The 15466-nt window shown below is 72.8% G+C and carries 18 protein-coding genes; 5 read left to right on the forward strand and 13 right to left on the reverse strand.

What is annotated here, in order from left to right:
- Positions 1–26: 26 nt before the first annotated feature.
- Entirely contained in the window at positions 27–386 is a 360-nt protein-coding gene (locus tag ACTWP9_RS32800; protein ID WP_443249971.1) for a DUF6463 family protein, read from the reverse strand.
- A gap of 78 nt (positions 387–464) precedes the next feature.
- On the opposite strand from ACTWP9_RS32800, the gene ACTWP9_RS32805 reads away from it, so the two are divergent.
- Positions 465–1103, forward strand: coding sequence for an SIMPL domain-containing protein (locus ACTWP9_RS32805; RefSeq protein ID WP_443249972.1), 639 nt, complete (start codon positions 465–467; stop codon positions 1101–1103).
- A 39-nt stretch (positions 1104–1142) separates the two neighbouring features.
- On the opposite strand, the gene hisF is transcribed toward ACTWP9_RS32805, so the two are convergent.
- From hisF to hisD, 8 genes are all read right to left on the reverse strand, one after another.
- Positions 1143–1901: an imidazole glycerol phosphate synthase subunit HisF gene (gene hisF / locus ACTWP9_RS32810; protein ID WP_443249973.1), complete on the reverse strand. Its 759-nt coding sequence runs from the start codon at positions 1899–1901 to the stop codon at positions 1143–1145.
- Complete coding sequence (locus ACTWP9_RS32815; RefSeq protein WP_443249974.1) at positions 1898–2329, reverse strand: RidA family protein; 432 nt, start codon at positions 2327–2329, stop codon at positions 1898–1900. The genes hisF and ACTWP9_RS32815 overlap by 4 nt, the downstream gene beginning before the upstream one ends.
- Complete coding sequence (gene priA, locus ACTWP9_RS32820) at positions 2329–3054, reverse strand: bifunctional 1-(5-phosphoribosyl)-5-((5-phosphoribosylamino)methylideneamino)imidazole-4-carboxamide isomerase/phosphoribosylanthranilate isomerase PriA (protein ID WP_443249975.1); 726 nt, start codon at positions 3052–3054, stop codon at positions 2329–2331. The genes ACTWP9_RS32815 and priA overlap by 1 nt, the downstream gene beginning before the upstream one ends.
- Before the next feature lie 38 nt (positions 3055–3092).
- The gene (gene hisH / locus ACTWP9_RS32825) at positions 3093–3749 is read right to left on the reverse strand and encodes an imidazole glycerol phosphate synthase subunit HisH (protein ID WP_443249976.1); all 657 of its coding nucleotides are present in this window, start codon (positions 3747–3749) and stop codon (positions 3093–3095) included.
- A complete protein-coding gene (locus ACTWP9_RS32830; RefSeq protein ID WP_433105608.1) occupies positions 3746–3910 on the reverse strand; it encodes a hypothetical protein in 165 nt (54 codons plus the stop codon). Before ACTWP9_RS32830 ends, hisH begins: the two co-directional genes overlap by 4 nt.
- A gap of 201 nt (positions 3911–4111) precedes the next feature.
- Positions 4112–4702 carry an imidazoleglycerol-phosphate dehydratase HisB gene (hisB, locus tag ACTWP9_RS32835; RefSeq protein ID WP_443249977.1) on the reverse strand — a complete coding sequence of 197 codons (591 nt, stop codon included), beginning with the start codon at positions 4700–4702 and terminating at the stop codon, positions 4112–4114.
- Positions 4702–5853 carry a histidinol-phosphate transaminase gene (locus ACTWP9_RS32840; RefSeq protein WP_443249978.1) on the reverse strand — a complete coding sequence of 384 codons (1152 nt, stop codon included), beginning with the start codon at positions 5851–5853 and terminating at the stop codon, positions 4702–4704. The genes hisB and ACTWP9_RS32840 overlap by 1 nt, the downstream gene beginning before the upstream one ends.
- Positions 5850–7181, reverse strand: coding sequence for a histidinol dehydrogenase (gene hisD, locus ACTWP9_RS32845; protein WP_443249979.1), 1332 nt, complete (start codon positions 7179–7181; stop codon positions 5850–5852). Before hisD ends, ACTWP9_RS32840 begins: the two co-directional genes overlap by 4 nt.
- 209 nt (positions 7182–7390) lie before the next feature.
- Here hisD and ACTWP9_RS32850 point away from each other — a divergent pair, with 209 nt between their 5' ends.
- The 3 genes from ACTWP9_RS32850 (at position 7391) to ybaK (ending at position 10612) form a co-directional block, all read left to right on the forward strand.
- Positions 7391–9049 carry an oxidoreductase gene (locus tag ACTWP9_RS32850; RefSeq protein WP_443249980.1) on the forward strand — a complete coding sequence of 553 codons (1659 nt, stop codon included), beginning with the start codon at positions 7391–7393 and terminating at the stop codon, positions 9047–9049.
- A gap of 221 nt (positions 9050–9270) precedes the next feature.
- Complete coding sequence (locus ACTWP9_RS32855) at positions 9271–10086, forward strand: LON peptidase substrate-binding domain-containing protein (protein WP_443249981.1); 816 nt, start codon at positions 9271–9273, stop codon at positions 10084–10086.
- 28 nt (positions 10087–10114) lie between these two features.
- Complete coding sequence (gene ybaK / locus ACTWP9_RS32860) at positions 10115–10612, forward strand: Cys-tRNA(Pro) deacylase (protein ID WP_443249982.1); 498 nt, start codon at positions 10115–10117, stop codon at positions 10610–10612.
- Positions 10613–10745: 133 nt separating this feature from the next.
- Here ybaK and ACTWP9_RS32865 read toward each other — a convergent pair whose 3' ends face one another.
- The 4 genes from ACTWP9_RS32865 to ACTWP9_RS32880 all read right to left on the reverse strand — a co-directional run bounded on the left by ACTWP9_RS32865 (position 10746) and on the right by ACTWP9_RS32880 (position 14930).
- Positions 10746–11432, reverse strand: a complete 687-nt coding sequence (locus tag ACTWP9_RS32865; protein ID WP_443249983.1) for a hypothetical protein — start codon at positions 11430–11432, stop codon at positions 10746–10748.
- Between the two features lie 66 nt (positions 11433–11498).
- Positions 11499–12392 (reverse strand): ABC transporter permease, encoded by an 894-nt coding sequence (locus ACTWP9_RS32870; protein WP_443249984.1) that lies wholly within the window; start codon positions 12390–12392, stop codon positions 11499–11501.
- A gap of 86 nt (positions 12393–12478) precedes the next feature.
- Positions 12479–13510, reverse strand: coding sequence for an ABC transporter ATP-binding protein (locus ACTWP9_RS32875; protein ID WP_443249992.1), 1032 nt, complete (start codon positions 13508–13510; stop codon positions 12479–12481).
- Positions 13511–13592: 82 nt separating this feature from the next.
- Positions 13593–14930 carry an NYN domain-containing protein gene (locus ACTWP9_RS32880; protein WP_443249985.1) on the reverse strand — a complete coding sequence of 446 codons (1338 nt, stop codon included), beginning with the start codon at positions 14928–14930 and terminating at the stop codon, positions 13593–13595.
- A gap of 215 nt (positions 14931–15145) precedes the next feature.
- On the opposite strand from ACTWP9_RS32880, the gene ACTWP9_RS32885 reads away from it, so the two are divergent.
- Entirely contained in the window at positions 15146–15295 is a 150-nt protein-coding gene (locus ACTWP9_RS32885; RefSeq protein WP_443249986.1) for a hypothetical protein, read from the forward strand.
- Positions 15296–15466: the final 171 nt, after the last annotated feature.

A 15466-nucleotide genomic window follows, 5' to 3' on the forward strand; every position in this document is an offset into this window, starting at 1 on the left:
GATGCCGAAGCACCGCGCAGCCCTCCCTAGCCGCGCCGGGCCCGGCGCAGGAGCACGCTGCCGATGCCGACCAAGGCGGGGAAGCCGCCCTTGGGCATGGCCGTGGCTCCCACCGCGCCGACGCCGATCAGTACAGCGCCCGCAGCACGCTGAGCAGCGGTGTCGCCGTGCTCCTCCGCCGAGCTGAGCAACCGGCCGCCCATCCACAGCGCGGGCGCCGCTGCCATGAACCAGAAGGCCGCCGCCCGGTCGCCACGGTCCGGAACAGAGTTGACCAACCCGTCACGGGCCAGCTGTGCCAGTACATCGCGGTAGAGCACCGCGCCGATCGCCCCGTGTCCCAGCGCGGTGGCCTGAAGCCACCAACCTGCTGATCGCCGCTTCATGTGCCGATCGTAGCCACAGCCACCGGAGTTGAGCGGACCGCCCCACCCGCCATGGCGCACGCGTGTTTGACTGACCGCATGCAGATGAAGATCGACAGCCCGTGGGGCATCAGCGTCTACGGCGCCGCGAGTGTGAACGCCACCCCCGACCTCGTGCGGCTGCGGATCGCCGTGGACCGCACCGAGCAGACGGCCGGGGAGGCGTTCGGCTCGGCGCGGGAGGGGGTGGCGGCGCTGCGGCGGACGTTCCGGGAGCACGGCGTGCCGGACACGGCCGTCTCCTCGTCGCGGCTTGGGCTGCGTACGGAGTGGGAGGGGTACAACGCGAGCCGGAAGTTCCTGGGGTACCGCTGCCAGGCGGACTTCTCGGTGACGCTGTCGGAGATGGACGCGCTGGAGCCGTTGCTGGTGGCCGCCGTGGAGGCGGGCGCCAACCGGGTGGACGGGGTGGACTTCGACGTACGGGACAAGCCGGGGCTGCGCGCCCGGGCCCGTACGGAGGCGGTGGCCGCCGCGCGCCGCAAGGCGGAGCTGTACGCGGAGGCGGCCGGGGTCACGCTCGGCGCGGTGGTCCACATCGAGGACGTGGACCCGGAGGGCCCTCTCGCCTCCCGATACCGGGGCCACGCCGCCGACGCGCCCTCGGGCGACGGGGATCTGTCGCCGGGTCAGGTCACCGTCCAGGGCGCTGTCCTGCTGGGTTTCGCCCTGGCATGAGTGCCCTCACGTAAACGCGCAAGGGCCCGCGCAGGGCCGTCAGCGCACTGAGTGCCCCGCGTCCCGCAGGGTGTCCTTCACCTCGCCGATCCGCAGATCACCGAAGTGGAAGACGGAGGCGGCCAGTACGGCGTCGGCTCCCGCGCCGATGGCGGGCGGGAAGTGGTCGAGGCGTCCGGCGCCGCCGGAGGCGATCACCGGGATGGTGACGTGCTTACGGACGGCGGCGATCATCTCCGTGTCGTAGCCGTCCTTGGTGCCGTCCGCGTCCATGGAGTTGAGGAGGATCTCCCCCGCGCCCAGCTCCGCGGCGCGGTGCGCCCACTCGACGGCGTCGATGCCGGTGCCGCGGCGCCCGCCGTGCGTGGTGACCTCGAAGCCCGTCCCCTCGGCACGGCGGCGGGCGTCGACGGAGAGCACCAGCACCTGGCTGCCGAAGCGTTCGGCGATCTCGCCGATCAGCTCGGGGCGTGCGATGGCCGCGGTGTTGATGCCGACCTTGTCGGCCCCGGCGCGCAGCAGCTTGTCCACGTCCTCGGGGGTGCGCACCCCGCCGCCGACGGTCAGCGGGATGAAGACCTGCTCGGCGGTGCGCCGTACCACATCGTAGGTGGTCTCGCGGTCGCCGGAGGAGGCGGTGATGTCCAGGAACGTCAGCTCGTCGGCGCCCTCGGCGTCGTAGACCTTGGCCATCTCGACCGGGTCGCCCGCGTCGCGCAGGTTCTGGAAGTTGACGCCCTTGACGACCCGGCCGGCGTCCACGTCCAGGCAGGGGATGACTCGGACCGCGAGGGTCATGGTGCTTGTGCTCCTTGCTGCTCCCGGCTGTCCGGGCCGTGCTGGTCCCGGTACGCCTCGATCTCCACCTCGACGACGAGGCTGGGGTCGGCGAACCCGGACACGATGATCATGGACGAGACGGGCTTGATCTCGCCGAACAGCTCCTTGTGGGCGCGGCCCACCTCCTCCACGTCCCGCGCGTGGGCGAGGAACATGCGCGTACGCACCACGCTCTCGGGCCCGAGCCCCAGTCGCTTCAGCGCTTCGAGCCCGACACCGAACGCGGTGATCGTCTGCTGGTACGGGGTGTCCGCGGCGACCTCACCGCCCACGACCGAGGTGCAGCCGCCCACCAGCACCAGGCCGTTGGGCAGCTCCACGGCACGGGAGTAGCCGAACGCTTCCTCCCACGGCGCGTCGGACGCGATCCGGTGTATCGAGCCCATCAGGCAACCGCCTCCAACGCCTCTTCAAGGGTGAACGCCTTGGCGTACAGGGCCTTACCCACGATCGCGCCCTCGACTCCTTCGGGTACCAGCCCCGCGATGGCCCGCAGATCGTCGAGGGAGGAGACGCCGCCGCTGGCGATCACGGGCCGGTCGGTGACGGCGCACACATTGCGCAGCAGCTCCAGGTTGGGGCCCTTGAGGGTGCCGTCCTTGGCGATGTCGGTGACGACGTAGCGGGCGCAGCCCTCGGAGTCCAGCCGGGCCAGCGTCTCGTAGAGGTCGCCGCCGTCCCGGGTCCAGCCCCGGCCGCGCAGCGTGGTGCCGCGTACGTCGAGGCCGACGGCGATCTTGTCGCCGTGCTCGGCGATGACCTTGGCGACCCACTCGGGGGCCTCCAGCGCGGCCGTACCGAGGTTGACGCGGCGGCAGCCGGTGGCCAGCGCCGCCGCCAGGGACGCGTCGTCGCGGATACCGCCGGACAGCTCCACCTTGATGTCCATGGCGCGGGCGACCTCGGCGATCTGCTTGCGGTTGTCGCCGGTGCCGAACGCGGCGTCCAGATCGACCAGGTGCAGCCACTCGGCGCCGGCCCGCTGCCAGGCGAGTGCCGCCTCCAGCGGGTCGCCGTAGGAGGTCTCGGAGCCGGACTCGCCGTGTACGAGGCGGACGGCCTGCCCGTCGCGTACGTCCACGGCGGGCAGCAGTTCAAGCCGGTTGCTCACGGCGCTCTCGCTCTCTCGGCTCACGGGACTCACAGGACTCACAGGGTTTCGATCCAGTTTCTCAGCAGCTGGGCTCCGGCGTCGCCGGACTTCTCGGGGTGGAACTGGGTGGCCCACAGCGGCCCGTTCTCCACGGCGGACACGAAGCGGTCGGCGTGCGTCGTCCAGCTGACCACCGGCGGCTTGAGGGCCGGGTTGTCGGTCCGGAGCTCCCAGTCGTGCACGGCGTAGGAGTGTACGAAGTAGTAGCGCTCGTCCGCGGACAGCCCGGCGAACAGCTGGGAGTCGGCGGGTGCCTCCACGGTGTTCCAGCCCATGTGCGGGACCGGGTGTGCGGCGTCGTTCTTGAGCGGGCCGACGGTGCCGGGCCACTCGTCCATGCCCTCGGCCTCCTGGCCGTGCTCGATGCCCCGGGAGAACAGGATCTGCATACCGACACAGATCCCAAGCACGGGCCGGCCGCCCGCCAGCCGCCGCCCGACGACCCAGTGGCCGCGCACCTCGACCAGCCCCTCCATACAGGAGGCGAACGCACCCACGCCGGGCACCAGCAGGCCGTCGGCGGACATCGCCTTGTCGTAGTCGCGGGTGATCTCGACCTCGGCGCCGACCCGCTCCAGGGCGCGCTCGGCGGAGCGCACATTGCCGAAGCCGTAGTCGAAGACCACGACACTCTTCTTGCTCTGCGTCGTCATGACCACCACTCCAACCGCAGGATTCCGGCCACCAGACACATGGCGGACGCCAGGGCGAGCAGCACGATCACGCCCTTGGGCAGCTGCTGCTTCCAGAACGAGATCGCCCCGCCGGCCAGGAACAGCCCGACGAAGATGAGAAGGGCGGACAGCCCTGTCACAGCGACCCTCCGTTCGCTTCTCCGCCCGCGCGGCTACGTGCGGCTATCGTCCTCGCCTGCGGCCCGGCAGCCGCGCGTGCGACGCTCACAGCGACCCTCCGTTCGCTTCTCCGCCCGCGCGGCTACGTGCGGCTATCGTCCTCGCCTGCGGCCCGGCAGCCGCGCGTGCTCCCCCAGCTACCGCTGGGCGGTGCCCCCAGCTCACAGCGCGCCCTTGGTGGAGGGAATCCCCGTCTGCCGCGGGTCCATCTCGCTGGCGTAGCGCAGGGCGCGGGCCAGCGCCTTGAACTGGCACTCCACGATGTGGTGCGCGTTGCGCCCGTACGGCACGTGGACGTGCAGGGCGATCTGGGCCTGGGCGACGAAGGACTCCAGGATGTGCCGGGTCATCGTGGTGTCGTAGCTGCCGATCATCGGCGCCATGCCCTCGGGCTCGGTGTGCACCAGATAGGGGCGGCCCGACAGGTCGACAGTCACCTGGGCGAGCGACTCGTCCAGCGGCACCGAGGCGTTGGCGAACCGCACGATGCCGCGCTTGTCGCCGAGGGCCTGCTTGAAGGCGGCGCCCAGCGCCAGCGAGGTGTCCTCGATGGTGTGGTGGCTGTCGATGTGCAGATCGCCCTCGGTCTTGACCGCGAGGTCGAACAGGCCGTGCCGGCCGAGCTGGTCGAGCATGTGGTCGTAGAAGCCAACGCCCGTGGAGACGTCCACATCGCCCTTGCCGTCGAGGTCGATCTCGACCACGACAGAGGTCTCCTTGGTGGTGCGCTCCACCCGGCCCTTGCGCGTCATCAGTCGCTCTTCTCCTTCAGTTCCTTCGTCACGGCTCGCACCGCGTCGAGGAACGCGTCGTTCTCCTCCGGCGTGCCCGCCGTCACCCGCAGCCAGCCGGGGACCCCGTTGTCCCGGACCAGTACGCCGTGGGCCAGCAGCGCCTCCCACACGGCGTGCGATCCGGCCGCGCCGTCGAAGCGGCCGAACTGTACGAAGTTGGCGTCCGAGGAGGTGACCTCGCAGCCGATGGCCCGTAGTTCGGCCACCAGCCGGTCACGTTCGGACTTCAGCTGCTCGACGTAGCCGAGCAGGGTGTCGGTGTGCTCCAGCGCGGCCAGCGCCGTGGCCTGGGTGACGGCCGACAGGTGATACGGCAGCCGCACCAGCTGGACCGCGTCCACCACGGCGGGCGCCGCGGCCAGATAGCCGAGCCGCAGCCCGGCGGCGCCGAACGCCTTGGACATGGTGCGGGAGAGCACCAGCGTCGGACGGCCCTCGATCAGCGGCAGCAGCGAGGGGTGGTGCGAGAACTCGCCGTACGCCTCGTCCACCACCACCAGCGCCCCGCGTTCGGGCCGCGCCGCCTGCGCGGCCTCGTACAGCGCCAGCACCGTCTCCTCGCCGACGGCCGTGCCGGTGGGGTTGTTGGGCGAGCAGACGAAGACGATGTCCGGCTTGTGCTCGGCGATGGCGGCGACGGCGGCCTCGGTGTCGATGGTGAAGTCGTCGTTGCGCGGCCCCGACAGCCAGCCGGTGCCGGTGCCGCGGGAGATCAGCGCGTGCATCGAGTACGACGGCTCGAAGCCCAGCGCAGTACGGCCAGGGCCACCGAACGCCTGGAGGAGCTGCTGGATCACCTCGTTGGAGCCGTTGGCCGCCCACACCTGCCGGTGGTCGACGGTGTGACCAGCCGTACGGGACAGATAGCGCGCGAGCTGGGTGCGCAGCTCGACCGCGTCCCGGTCCGGGTAGCGGTTGAGCTCGCGTGCGGCCTCCGTGACCCGCTCGGCGATCCGCTTCACCAGCTCCTCGGGGAGCGGGTAGGGGTTCTCGTTGGTGTTCAGCCGTACCGGCACGTTCAGCTGGGGCGCGCCGTAGGGGGACTTGCCGCGCAGCTCGTCCCGGATGGGGAGATCGTCCAGAGAGGACACAGACGGGTTGCCGGTCACGAGACCTCGGGGACCTTCCACTCGAACCTTGCTTTCAGAGCCGCGCCGTGTGCGGGGAGATCCTCCGCCTCCGCCAGGGCGACGACATGGTGGGTGATCTCGGCCAGCGCGTCCCGGGTGTAGTCCACGACGTGGATGCCGCGCAGGAAGGACTGGACCGACAGGCCCGAGGAGTGGCAGGCACAACCGCCGGTGGGCAGCACGTGGTTGGAACCCGCGGCGTAGTCGCCGAGCGAGACGGGCGCGTACGGGCCGACGAAGACGGCGCCCGCGTTGCGTACCCGGGCCGCCCAGGCCGCGGCGTCGGCGGTCTGGATCTCCAGGTGCTCGGCGGCGTAGGCGTTGACGACGGCCAGGCCGGCTTCGAGGGAGTCCACGAGCACGATGCCGGACTGCCGCCCGGCCAGCGCCTCGGCGATGCGTTCGCTGTGTTTGGTGGCGGGCACCTGTGTCTTCAGCTCGGCCTCGACGGCCTCGGCCAGCGCCTCGGAGGGGGTGACCAGGACGGCGGCGGCCACCACGTCGTGCTCGGCCTGACTGATCAGGTCGGCGGCGACATGGGCGGCGTCGGCGGTGTCGTCGGCGAGGATCGCGATCTCGGTCGGGCCCGCCTCGGAGTCGATGCCGATGACGCCCTTGAGCAGCCGCTTGGCGGCGGCCACATAGATGTTGCCGGGGCCGGTCACCAGCTGGACCGGGGGGCACTCCGCGGTGCCGTACGCGAACATCGCCACGGCCTGCGCACCGCCCACCGCGTACACCTCGTCCACGTCCAGCAGCGCGCAGGCGGCGAGGATGGTGGGGTGCGGCAGGCCCGCGAACTCGGCCTGTGCGGGCGAGGCCACGGCCAGCGAGCGGACGCCCGCCTCCTGCGCGGGGACCACGTTCATCACAACGGACGACGGGTAGACGGCGCGACCGCCCGGTACGTACAGCCCCACGCGCTCCACCGGCACCCAGCGCTCGGTGACGGTGCCGCCGGGCACCACCTGCACCGTGGAGTCGGTGCGCCGCTGGTCGCGGTGGACGATCCTGGCCCGCCGGATGGACTCCTCCAGAGCCGCACGAACGGCCGGATCCAGCTCTTGAAGGGCCTTGCTCAGTGCCTCTGCGGGCACCCGGGACTGCTCCAGGCGCACCCCGTCGAACTTCTCCGTGTACTCGATCACCGCCGCGGAGCCACGATGCCGTACGTCGTCGCAGATGGGCCGCACCTTCTCCAGGGCGGCCTCGATGTCGAGCTCGGCACGGGGCAGCAGGTCACGGTCGAGCACGCCGTTCGCCGAGGAGGCGAGGGCGGCACCACGCAGATCGATTCGGGAGATCACACACTCAAGTCTCTCAGACCCTCAGCGCGCCCCGGTCGTCCGTATCAGAGGCTGATACAGGTCACACGCGACGATCGTCGCCTCCCGCGTTCATCCGGTCACGGAGCGGGAAAGGGAGCGGTACGACCATCGTGTTCGAACACCGGGCGGGACGACCGCCGCGTTCGCACGCCGGGAAACAAGGGACCGAGGATCAAGGGGGGACGAGTGTGAGCGAGCCAGCGGACTCCGGCGAGCCGCCTCCGGGGCTGCATCTGACCACTGCCGAGTGGGGGCTGTGGCAGGCGTTCCGCAACGGCAGCGAGCAGGATCTGCGCAGCGGCGAGGCCGAGCTGGACGACCCGAACGGGGACCACGTCTGGGGCCCGGACCGTACGGTGCGGGCGAGGGTGATCGCGCTGCTGCTGCTGCACGGGCCGCCGCCGCTGCTGGGCCGGGTGGCCTCGCTGCATCTGGCCGGCGCGTTCGTGTCCGGCTGCCTGGACCTGGCGGGCGGCGCCGTGGAGCCGTACTTCGAGCTACGGCAGTGCCGGTTCGAGGACGAGGTGCGGATGCCGGAGGCTCGGGTGAACACCGCGCGCTTCGTGGACTGCTACCTCCCCCGGCTGGAGGCGGCGCGGCTGACCACCGAGGGCGATCTGCATCTGCCCAGGTGCAGCATCCCGGAGGGCATCAAGCTGACGGACGCCACGATCGGCACCGACCTGCTGCTCGACGAGGCCACCATCGGCAGCGGGCGGCGGACCCGCGCCATAGCCGCCGACGGCGTCACCGTCTCCCAGGAGCTCCAGGCCAGCCTGCTGGTCACCGACGGGCAGGTCAGCCTGCGCGGCGCCTCCGTCGGCAGCTCACTGCATATGTTCGGCTCGGTGCTGCGCAACCCGCGTGGACGCTTCGCGCTGTACGCGCCGCAGATGACCGTCGAGCAGGTGGCGAGCTTCGCCGACGCCGGCCGCGGCAGCGCCCCGCAGATCGACGGCGCCACTCCGCCGACCGGCACCCGTTACGACGTCACCGATCAGCAGAGCGCCTTCCCCCGGGGTCTCGGCTTCGCCCGGCCCGGCTGGGACCCCCATCGCACCAAGCACTTCAGGTGCACCGGCGGCATGGTGCTGGACGACGGACGGTTCGGCTCCTCGCTGGTGATCGAGAACGCCCGCCTGGAGATGCAGCGCGACCAGGAGCTGTCGCTGCGGCGCATCACCACCCCGGAGCTGACCTTCACCCCGCAGCTGCCCGAGCGCGGCCTGGTGGTGCTGTCCGGGGCGAGCGTGGAGAAGCTGATGGACCGCGCCTCCAGCTGGCCGGGCGACCACCGGCTGTGGATGGCGGGCTTCACCTATCAGCACGCCATCCCTAAAGAGGGCCACTTCAACGTCCGCGAGCGGCTCCAGTGGATCAACGCCGCCACCGCTGAGTACGCACCCGAGCCGTACGAGCAGCTCGCGGCGATGTACCGGAACAGCGGCGAGGACACCAACGCGCGCCTCGTCCTGCTGGCCAAGCAGCGCCGCCGCCGCGAGACCCTGCCGCTGCCCGGCAAGCTCTGGGGCGTCCTCCAGGACTGGACGGTGGCGTACGGCTACCGCCCTGGGCAGGCCGCGCTGTGGATGGCGCTGCTGTGGCTGACCGGGGCGATGCTCTTCCAGGCGCACCGCCCGCCCGCGCTCAAGGGCGACGAGGCACCGCACTGGAACGCCGCGCTCTACACGCTGGACCTGCTGCTGCCCGTCATCACCTTCGGGCAGGACACGGCATGGGACCCGGGCGGCGGCTATCAGTGGATCGCCGCGGGGATGATCCTGGCGGGCTGGGTGCTGGCGACGACGGTGGCCGCGGGCGCCACCCGGCTGCTGCGGCGGCAGTAGGCAGGGGTCGTGCCCACCGGCCGCGGCGGGGGCGTGCCCACCAGCCGCGGCGGGGGCGTGCCCACCAGCCGCGGCGGGGGCGTGTCCACCGGTCGGGGCGCTGGTGGGCGCGCCGGTCGCGGCGCGGGGGTGCGGTGTCGGCGCCGGGAAGGGCGCGGAAGGCGCTTCGTAAGGCGCACCGGGCCCCGCAGCGGGCGCCGGAGGCTTTAGGCTTACCCGTTGTGACAACCGCGCTTCCGCTCTTCCCGCTCAACTCGGTGCTGTTCCCGGGGCTGGTGCTGCCGCTGAACATCTTCGAGCCGCGGTACCGCGCGCTGATGCGTGATCTGCTTGCGCTGCCCGAGGACGCGCCGCGCCGCTTCGGTGTGGTCGCCATCCGGGACGGCCGCGAGGTCGCACCCGCGGCCACCGGTATGCCCGACTCGGCGCCGCCGCAGGGCACCGACCCGACGGCCGGTTTCGGCCCCGACCCGATCAAGTCGTTCTACACGGTCGGCTGTGTCGCCGACGCCTCCACCATCCGCGAGCGGGTCGCCGGGCTGGGCGCCCCGGAAACCGCGGACGCGCCCGAGGAGGCGGCGCCCGGCGCCGACCCGCGCACCAGCACCACCGGCTACGAGGTGCTGGCGACCGGCACCACCCGGTTCCGGCTGCTGTCGGTCGACTCCTCAGGGCCGTATCTCATGGGCGAGATCGAGGAGTTGCCCGAGGAGGAGGGCGACGAGGCCGGCGCGCTTGCCTCCGGGGTACTGCGTGCCTTCCGGGCGTACCAGAAGCGGCTGGCCAGCGCCCGCGAGCGCACCCTGGCCGCGGGGCAGGAGCAGGACCTGCCGGACGACCCGTCGGTCGTCTCCTACCTGGTCGCGGCGGCCACCGTGCTGGACACCCCGGCCAAGCAGCGGCTCCTCCAGGCGCCGGACACCGCGACCCGGCTGGCCGACGAGCTCAAGCTGCTGCGCCGGGAGACCGCCGTCATCGGCAAGCTGCCGTCGCTGCCCGCGGCGGACCTGACCCGGAACCCGACCAGCCAGAACTGAGTCCCGTCCGGGGCGAGGGGCGGAGCGCATGGCGAAGAAGAGCAAGCGGCAGGGGTCGGCGACCCCCGCGATCGTCACGGCCACCGAGGCGGGCATCGCGTTCGAAACCCACGCCTACGAGCACGACCCGGCAGCCCTCTCCTACGGCGAAGAGGCCGCCGAGGCCATGGGAGTGCCGCCCGAGCAGGTCTTCAAGACGCTGGTGGCCGAGGTCGACGGCGCCCTGACGGTCGCCGTCATCCCGGTGTCCGCCTCGCTGGACCTCAAGGCCCTCGCGGCGGCGGCCGGCGGCAAGCGTGCCGCCATGGCCGACCCCGCGGCGGCCGAGCGTACGACGGGCTATGTGCGCGGCGGCATCTCCCCGCTGGGCCAGCGCAAACAGCTCCCCACGGTGCTGGACGCCTCCGCCGAGGAGCACGCCACCATCTGCGTCTCGGCAGGCCGCCGAGGGCTGGAAATCGAGCTTGCCCCCTCCGACCTGGCCAAACTGACCGGCGCCGTGATCGCCCCGGTGGCCCGGCCCTGACGCTTGCGCACCCGGCATGGGGCTGGGAGACGCGCCCCGTAAGGGGCGCGGGGAACTGCGCGAGCAACCACAGCTCAACCCGCAGCCTGCGGGATCGGGCAAGGGGCACCCCCTCCCAGAACGACGGGAGGGGTCAGCTCTTCCAGTGCTGCGGGGCCGCGACCACCGCGCCGGGCGCGTCATCGCGGGGGCCGAAGACGGCGGTCACCAGCAGATGGACGAGGACTGCCGCGAACGGCCAGACCAGCAGCAGACCATAGGCGTGCAGGTCCAGCGGAGCGTCGAAGGTGGCGCCCTTGCCGGCTGCCTGCGCCGCCACGGACAGGTTGGTCTCGGGGCCGAGCCAGATACCGGTCCGCCACCCGAGTACGGAGCCCAGCAGTCCGCCCACGCCGAGGCCGACGACAAGGCCGACGCCCCCCTTTGTGCGGAGCAGGAAGACGGCGATGCCCGTCACGACGCCGAGCACCAGGCCGAGCAGCCCGAAGACGCCCTCCGCGCCGATGGCTTCCTCGCCCTCGGGGCGCGCGGGGAGGACCACCTTCCCGTCGGTGTAGAGCGGCACCCGGGGCGCCAGCCACAGCCACAGGATTCCCAGCAGTACCCCGACGACGGCGACGGCCACCGCGCAGACGGCGGCGTCCCGCAGTTCGCGGCGCACAAGCGGCCAGCCTTCGCCGCCGTAGCCCGCACTCACCACGTGCGGCGGCGCAGGGGGCGGGGCCGAGGCGGCGGTGCCGGGCCGGTCACCCGGTCCGGCCGGGGGCGCGGAGGGGTGGGAGGGGTCCGGGTTGTGAGAGGAGGGCGTCGGTACGGTCACCCCGCCATCGTGCCAGGCCCGCCCCGTGCGGAAGGCCCCGGCCCGCGCAGCGCACGCCGCGCGGGGTCAGCGGGTGGCGGCCCAGCGGTAGGCGCGGGTGGCGAGGGCGAGCGAGAGCACCCCCACGGCCGCGCACACGGCCAGGTCGGCCACGACATGCCCCCAGTCGGGGTGCGGCTCGAAGGTGCGGGCGAAGGCTTCCACCCCGTACGTGGACGGCAGCAGATCCCGCGCCCACCGGACCGCCAGCGGCAGCCCGCCCGCGGGCAGCACTCCCAGCAGCAGCGCCGCCGACATTCCCAGCTGCCCGCCCAGCGTGGCCAGTTCGGGGCGCGGGGCGAGCAGTCCCAGCGCCGCTCCCAGCCCGGCGAGCGCGGCGCCGGCGAGCGGGACGACGGCCACCAGCACCCACAGCCCGCCCAGCGGAAGCTGGAAGAGCACGCTGCCCGCCACCGCCGTCACCACCACACCGGGCACGGTGAAGGACGCGTAGGCCGCCGCGGCCCCCAGCACCACGGACGCTGCCGGTACCGGCAGCGTCGCATAGTGGTCGAGCCCGCCGCCGGCGCGGAGCTGCCCGAAGTACTGCGCCAGCAGATTGAGGGCGACGAAGGCGACGACCAGCACGCTGGAGCCGGCGACCACGGCCCGCGCCTCGGCGCCGCCGTCCACCACGCCGCGCATCAGCACCATGATCCCCAGCGACTGGAACGTCGCGACGAACAGCAGCGGAATCCGCGCCACCCGGGCCCGGGAGAGCTGCGCACGGTAGACGGCACCCAGCGCGGGCCACAGCCGCGCCCGCGGCGCCAGCGGCACCTCCGGCCCCTCACCGGCACCCACGAAAGAACAGCCAGCGGCATCACCACCGGCATCGGCACCGGCGGCTGCGCGGTAACCGTCGATTCCCGCAACACCGTGCCGCACCGCGTCGCCGTCGGTCCTCGTAGGGCTCGTCACCGTCGTCCTCATCGTCGCGCCTCTCCCCCGGCTTCCTGCTCCGGCTCCGGCTCCGGCTCCGGCCGGGGAGGTAGCCCCCTCCGCCCTCATGCTTTGACCAGGCCCTCGGCGCCGTCCTGGCCGACGGCCCGGCCGCCGAGCGCCACATAGACGTCCTCCAGGCTCGGGGTGGCGAGCCGGAAGTCGTCGAGCGCGGCGAACGCCGCCCCCGTGGTGACCTGCGCGACCGCCTCCCGTGCCGCCGCGGGCGACAGCCGCAGCGTCCAGCAGCGGCCGGTGACGACGGCGTCGGCAGCGAGCGCGGCGACATCCGGGAGCTCCACGGGAGCCCGCTCGCGCCACACCAGCTCCAGCCGCACCTCACAGCCGACCGTCGCCTTGAGCCCGCCGGGGGTGTCGCAGGCGATCACCCGGCCCCGGTCCAGCACGGCGACCCGGTCCAGCACGGTCTCGGCCTCGATCACGTTGTGGGTGACGAGCAGCACGGTCACCCCGCGCTCGGCACGGCGCCGGTCGACGGCCGCCCACACCGCGCGCCGCGCGTGCGGGTCCATACCGGTGGTGGGCTCGTCCAGCACCAGCAGCCGCCGGTCCCCCACCAGCGCCGCCGCCACACACGCCAGCCGCCGCTGCCCGCCGGAGAGCTTCTTCAGCGGCCGGGCCGCCAGTTGGGTCAGCCCCAGCTCGGCCAGCACCTCGTCGCGCGCCGCGCGGGCCGCCGCGGTCGCCATCCCGCGCAGCCGCGCGGTGGTCTCGGTGGCCAGCGCCACGGTCAGCTCGTCCAGCGCGGTGGACTCCTGGCCCAGATAGGCGAGCAGCCGTGCGGCCCGCTCCGGATGGCGTACCAGGTCGTGGCCGAGCACCTGGACCGCTCCGGCGTCGGGCCGCAGCAGGCCGGTGAGCTGGCGTACGAGGGTGGACTTGCCGGCGCCGTTGGGGCCCAGCAGGCCGAAGATCTCGCCCTGCCGTACCTCCAGGCAGATGCCGTCGGTGGCCCGGACGGCAGGGGCCACCGGTGTGCCACGCCGGGCCCGCACCGGGGGGTAGGTCTTGACCAGGTCCTCGACGCGCACGGCGGCCCGGGTCGGCGTCGTTCCGCTTGCCACCGAGCTGTCCACCGCCTGCCGAGTGCCCGTTCTCACGACCTATGAGGGTACGCGTCCGGGTTGCGGCGCCCCGCTGCGGGCCCTTCCGACCCGGTCAGTCGCCGGCCGGGGCGTGTTCGGCCGCGGTGCCGGAGCGGGCGTCGACCTCGCGCCAGAAGCCCGCGCGGATCGCGTAGCGGTCGTGTTCGTCGATCTGGTCGTCCTTGTGCGCGAGCAGCCCGAACCGGGCCGCGTAACGCAGCAGTTCGCCGTCGATCCGGTGCGGGATGCGCGGATACTCGCCGGAGAGCTGTGCGAGATGGCTGTCGTTGGTCAGCCGTTCGATCCAGCGGCGGGCGAAGACCTGGCCGACCTCGTACGGGTCGCCACTGACCGCGGTGATGTCCTCCTCGCGGTCCGCCCAGCGCTGCTCGGCGGTGGTGAGCTGGGCGAGCATCGGCAGCGCCGCCGTCTCGGGCGACTCGCCGGGTGCGGCCCGCTCGACCCAGCCGCGGTCGGACGACCAGCGCAGCGTGGCGCCCGGCGGCCCGGCCTGCGGGCCCGCCTGCTGACCGTGGCGGCCGAGGTCGGCCAGATCCTTGGGCGTGGGGACGCCCTCGGTGCGGTTGGGCGCCGAGCCTGCGGTCGCATGCCGCTTGTCGCTTTCGGCGCCGGTGTCCGGCTCGGCTCCCACGGCGTCCCCGGCCCGTGGCTCGGCCGGGGCAGGCGAGGGCGGCTGACCCGGCGGCCCGGGGGTCACATGGGGTGTGGCCGGATGACGGTCCACGGCGTCGCCGTTCTTGGCCGTCTCCGGCAGCGGCGCGGAGAGGATCGCGGCAATCTCCGGGCGGGGCGCGGGCTGGGGTGCACAGGGCGCCAGGTCCTTGGCGCGGACGACGGGCGTGATCCACGTACGGTCCAGTACGCGCCGCTCGTCCGCCTCGGCGACCAGGTCCTCGGACTGGTTGTAGTCCCCGTCGGCCGCCTGGACGGCCCACAGATGGACGGCGACGCCGTGCTCCTTCGCGGACATCAGGCCGGGCAGCAGATCGCCGTCGCCGGTCACCAGCACGATGTCGGAGCAGGCACGGTTGCGGGCGAGTTCGGTCAGCTCCGCGTGCATGGCCGCGTCGACGCCCTTCTGCGCCCACCGCCCGTCACTTCGGGTGAGGGCGCCGAGCCGTACGGTCACCCGGGGCATCACACGCAGCCTGCGGTGTTCGGGCTGCGGTACGCGGTCCGGGGCGCCGTCGAACCAGTAGATACGCAGCAGCGCGCACTGCGTGTCCGCCTCGGCCTGCTGGCGCAGCGCCTGGATGAGACCGGCGTGGTCGACGGTGATCCGCGAGCGGGTGGGCTCCCGGGCCAGGAGGCTGGCGGCGGCGCCCAACAGATAACCGGCGTCCACCAGGACGACGCAGCGGTCCACGACGTTCCACCCACTCTCGGTCATGACGCACAGCCGAGGCTGTGCCTTCGCCACGCGGCGCGTGCCGGCCGGTCCCCCGTGTCCTTCGAGTCTGCCCGACCGTACGGGGGTTATCAGCCGGAACTCGATCATCGGCGTGGCGCCGCCCAGCGCTCACGCGTGGTAATTGTCCGACATGCGCGGCATTTCGGGGCGTGCAACGCTGACCGTGAGGCCGGTCTTCGTCGCGGGAGGCGATCATGGCAAAGAACAAGAACCGTCAACAGCCTCGGCAAGGCCGCTCCGCGGAGGAGCAGCGACGTGAGAGGGAACGCGCCAGGGCGGCTGCCGCCGAGCGCGCCCCCACGGACTCCCGCAAAGGGAGAGAGCGCCGCTTCGGCCACAACTGACCCCCGCGGGTGGGGGCCGCCGCCATTGCTTGAGGGCCCAACCCTGGGCCCCCTCCCTTTGTTGGGGGCTCCGCCCCCAAGCCCCCGGTCCTCGCCGGACAGGCGTTGGGGCGGCTCCGCCCCCCAACTGCCCCCCGCTACGGGGGCTCCGCCCCCCCTAGGAACCCCCCC

The organism is Streptomyces sp. 3N207 (genome assembly GCF_052246355.1).
Classification (GTDB): domain Bacteria; phylum Actinomycetota; class Actinomycetes; order Streptomycetales; family Streptomycetaceae; genus Streptomyces.

Bases quoted from the DNA above. Each gene is read 5' to 3' on its own strand.
- ACTWP9_RS32815 (WP_443249974.1), bottom strand. From the start codon at position 2,329: ATGGGCTCGATACACCGGATCGCGTCCGACGCGCCGTGGGAGGAAGCG.
- hisH (WP_443249976.1), bottom strand. From the start codon at position 3,749: ATGACGACGCAGAGCAAGAAGAGTGTCGTGGTCTTCGACTACGGCTTC.
- ACTWP9_RS32805 (WP_443249972.1), top strand. From the start codon at position 465: ATGCAGATGAAGATCGACAGCCCGTGGGGCATCAGCGTCTACGGCGCC.
- ACTWP9_RS32885 (WP_443249986.1), top strand. From the start codon at position 15,146: ATGGCAAAGAACAAGAACCGTCAACAGCCTCGGCAAGGCCGCTCCGCG.
- ybaK (WP_443249982.1), top strand. From the start codon at position 10,115: ATGGCGAAGAAGAGCAAGCGGCAGGGGTCGGCGACCCCCGCGATCGTC.
- ACTWP9_RS32880 (WP_443249985.1), bottom strand. From the start codon at position 14,930: ATGACCGAGAGTGGGTGGAACGTCGTGGACCGCTGCGTCGTCCTGGTG.
- hisF (WP_443249973.1), bottom strand. From the start codon at position 1,901: ATGACCCTCGCGGTCCGAGTCATCCCCTGCCTGGACGTGGACGCCGGC.
- ACTWP9_RS32800 (WP_443249971.1), bottom strand. From the start codon at position 386: ATGAAGCGGCGATCAGCAGGTTGGTGGCTTCAGGCCACCGCGCTGGGA.
- hisB (WP_443249977.1), bottom strand. From the start codon at position 4,702: ATGACGCGCAAGGGCCGGGTGGAGCGCACCACCAAGGAGACCTCTGTC.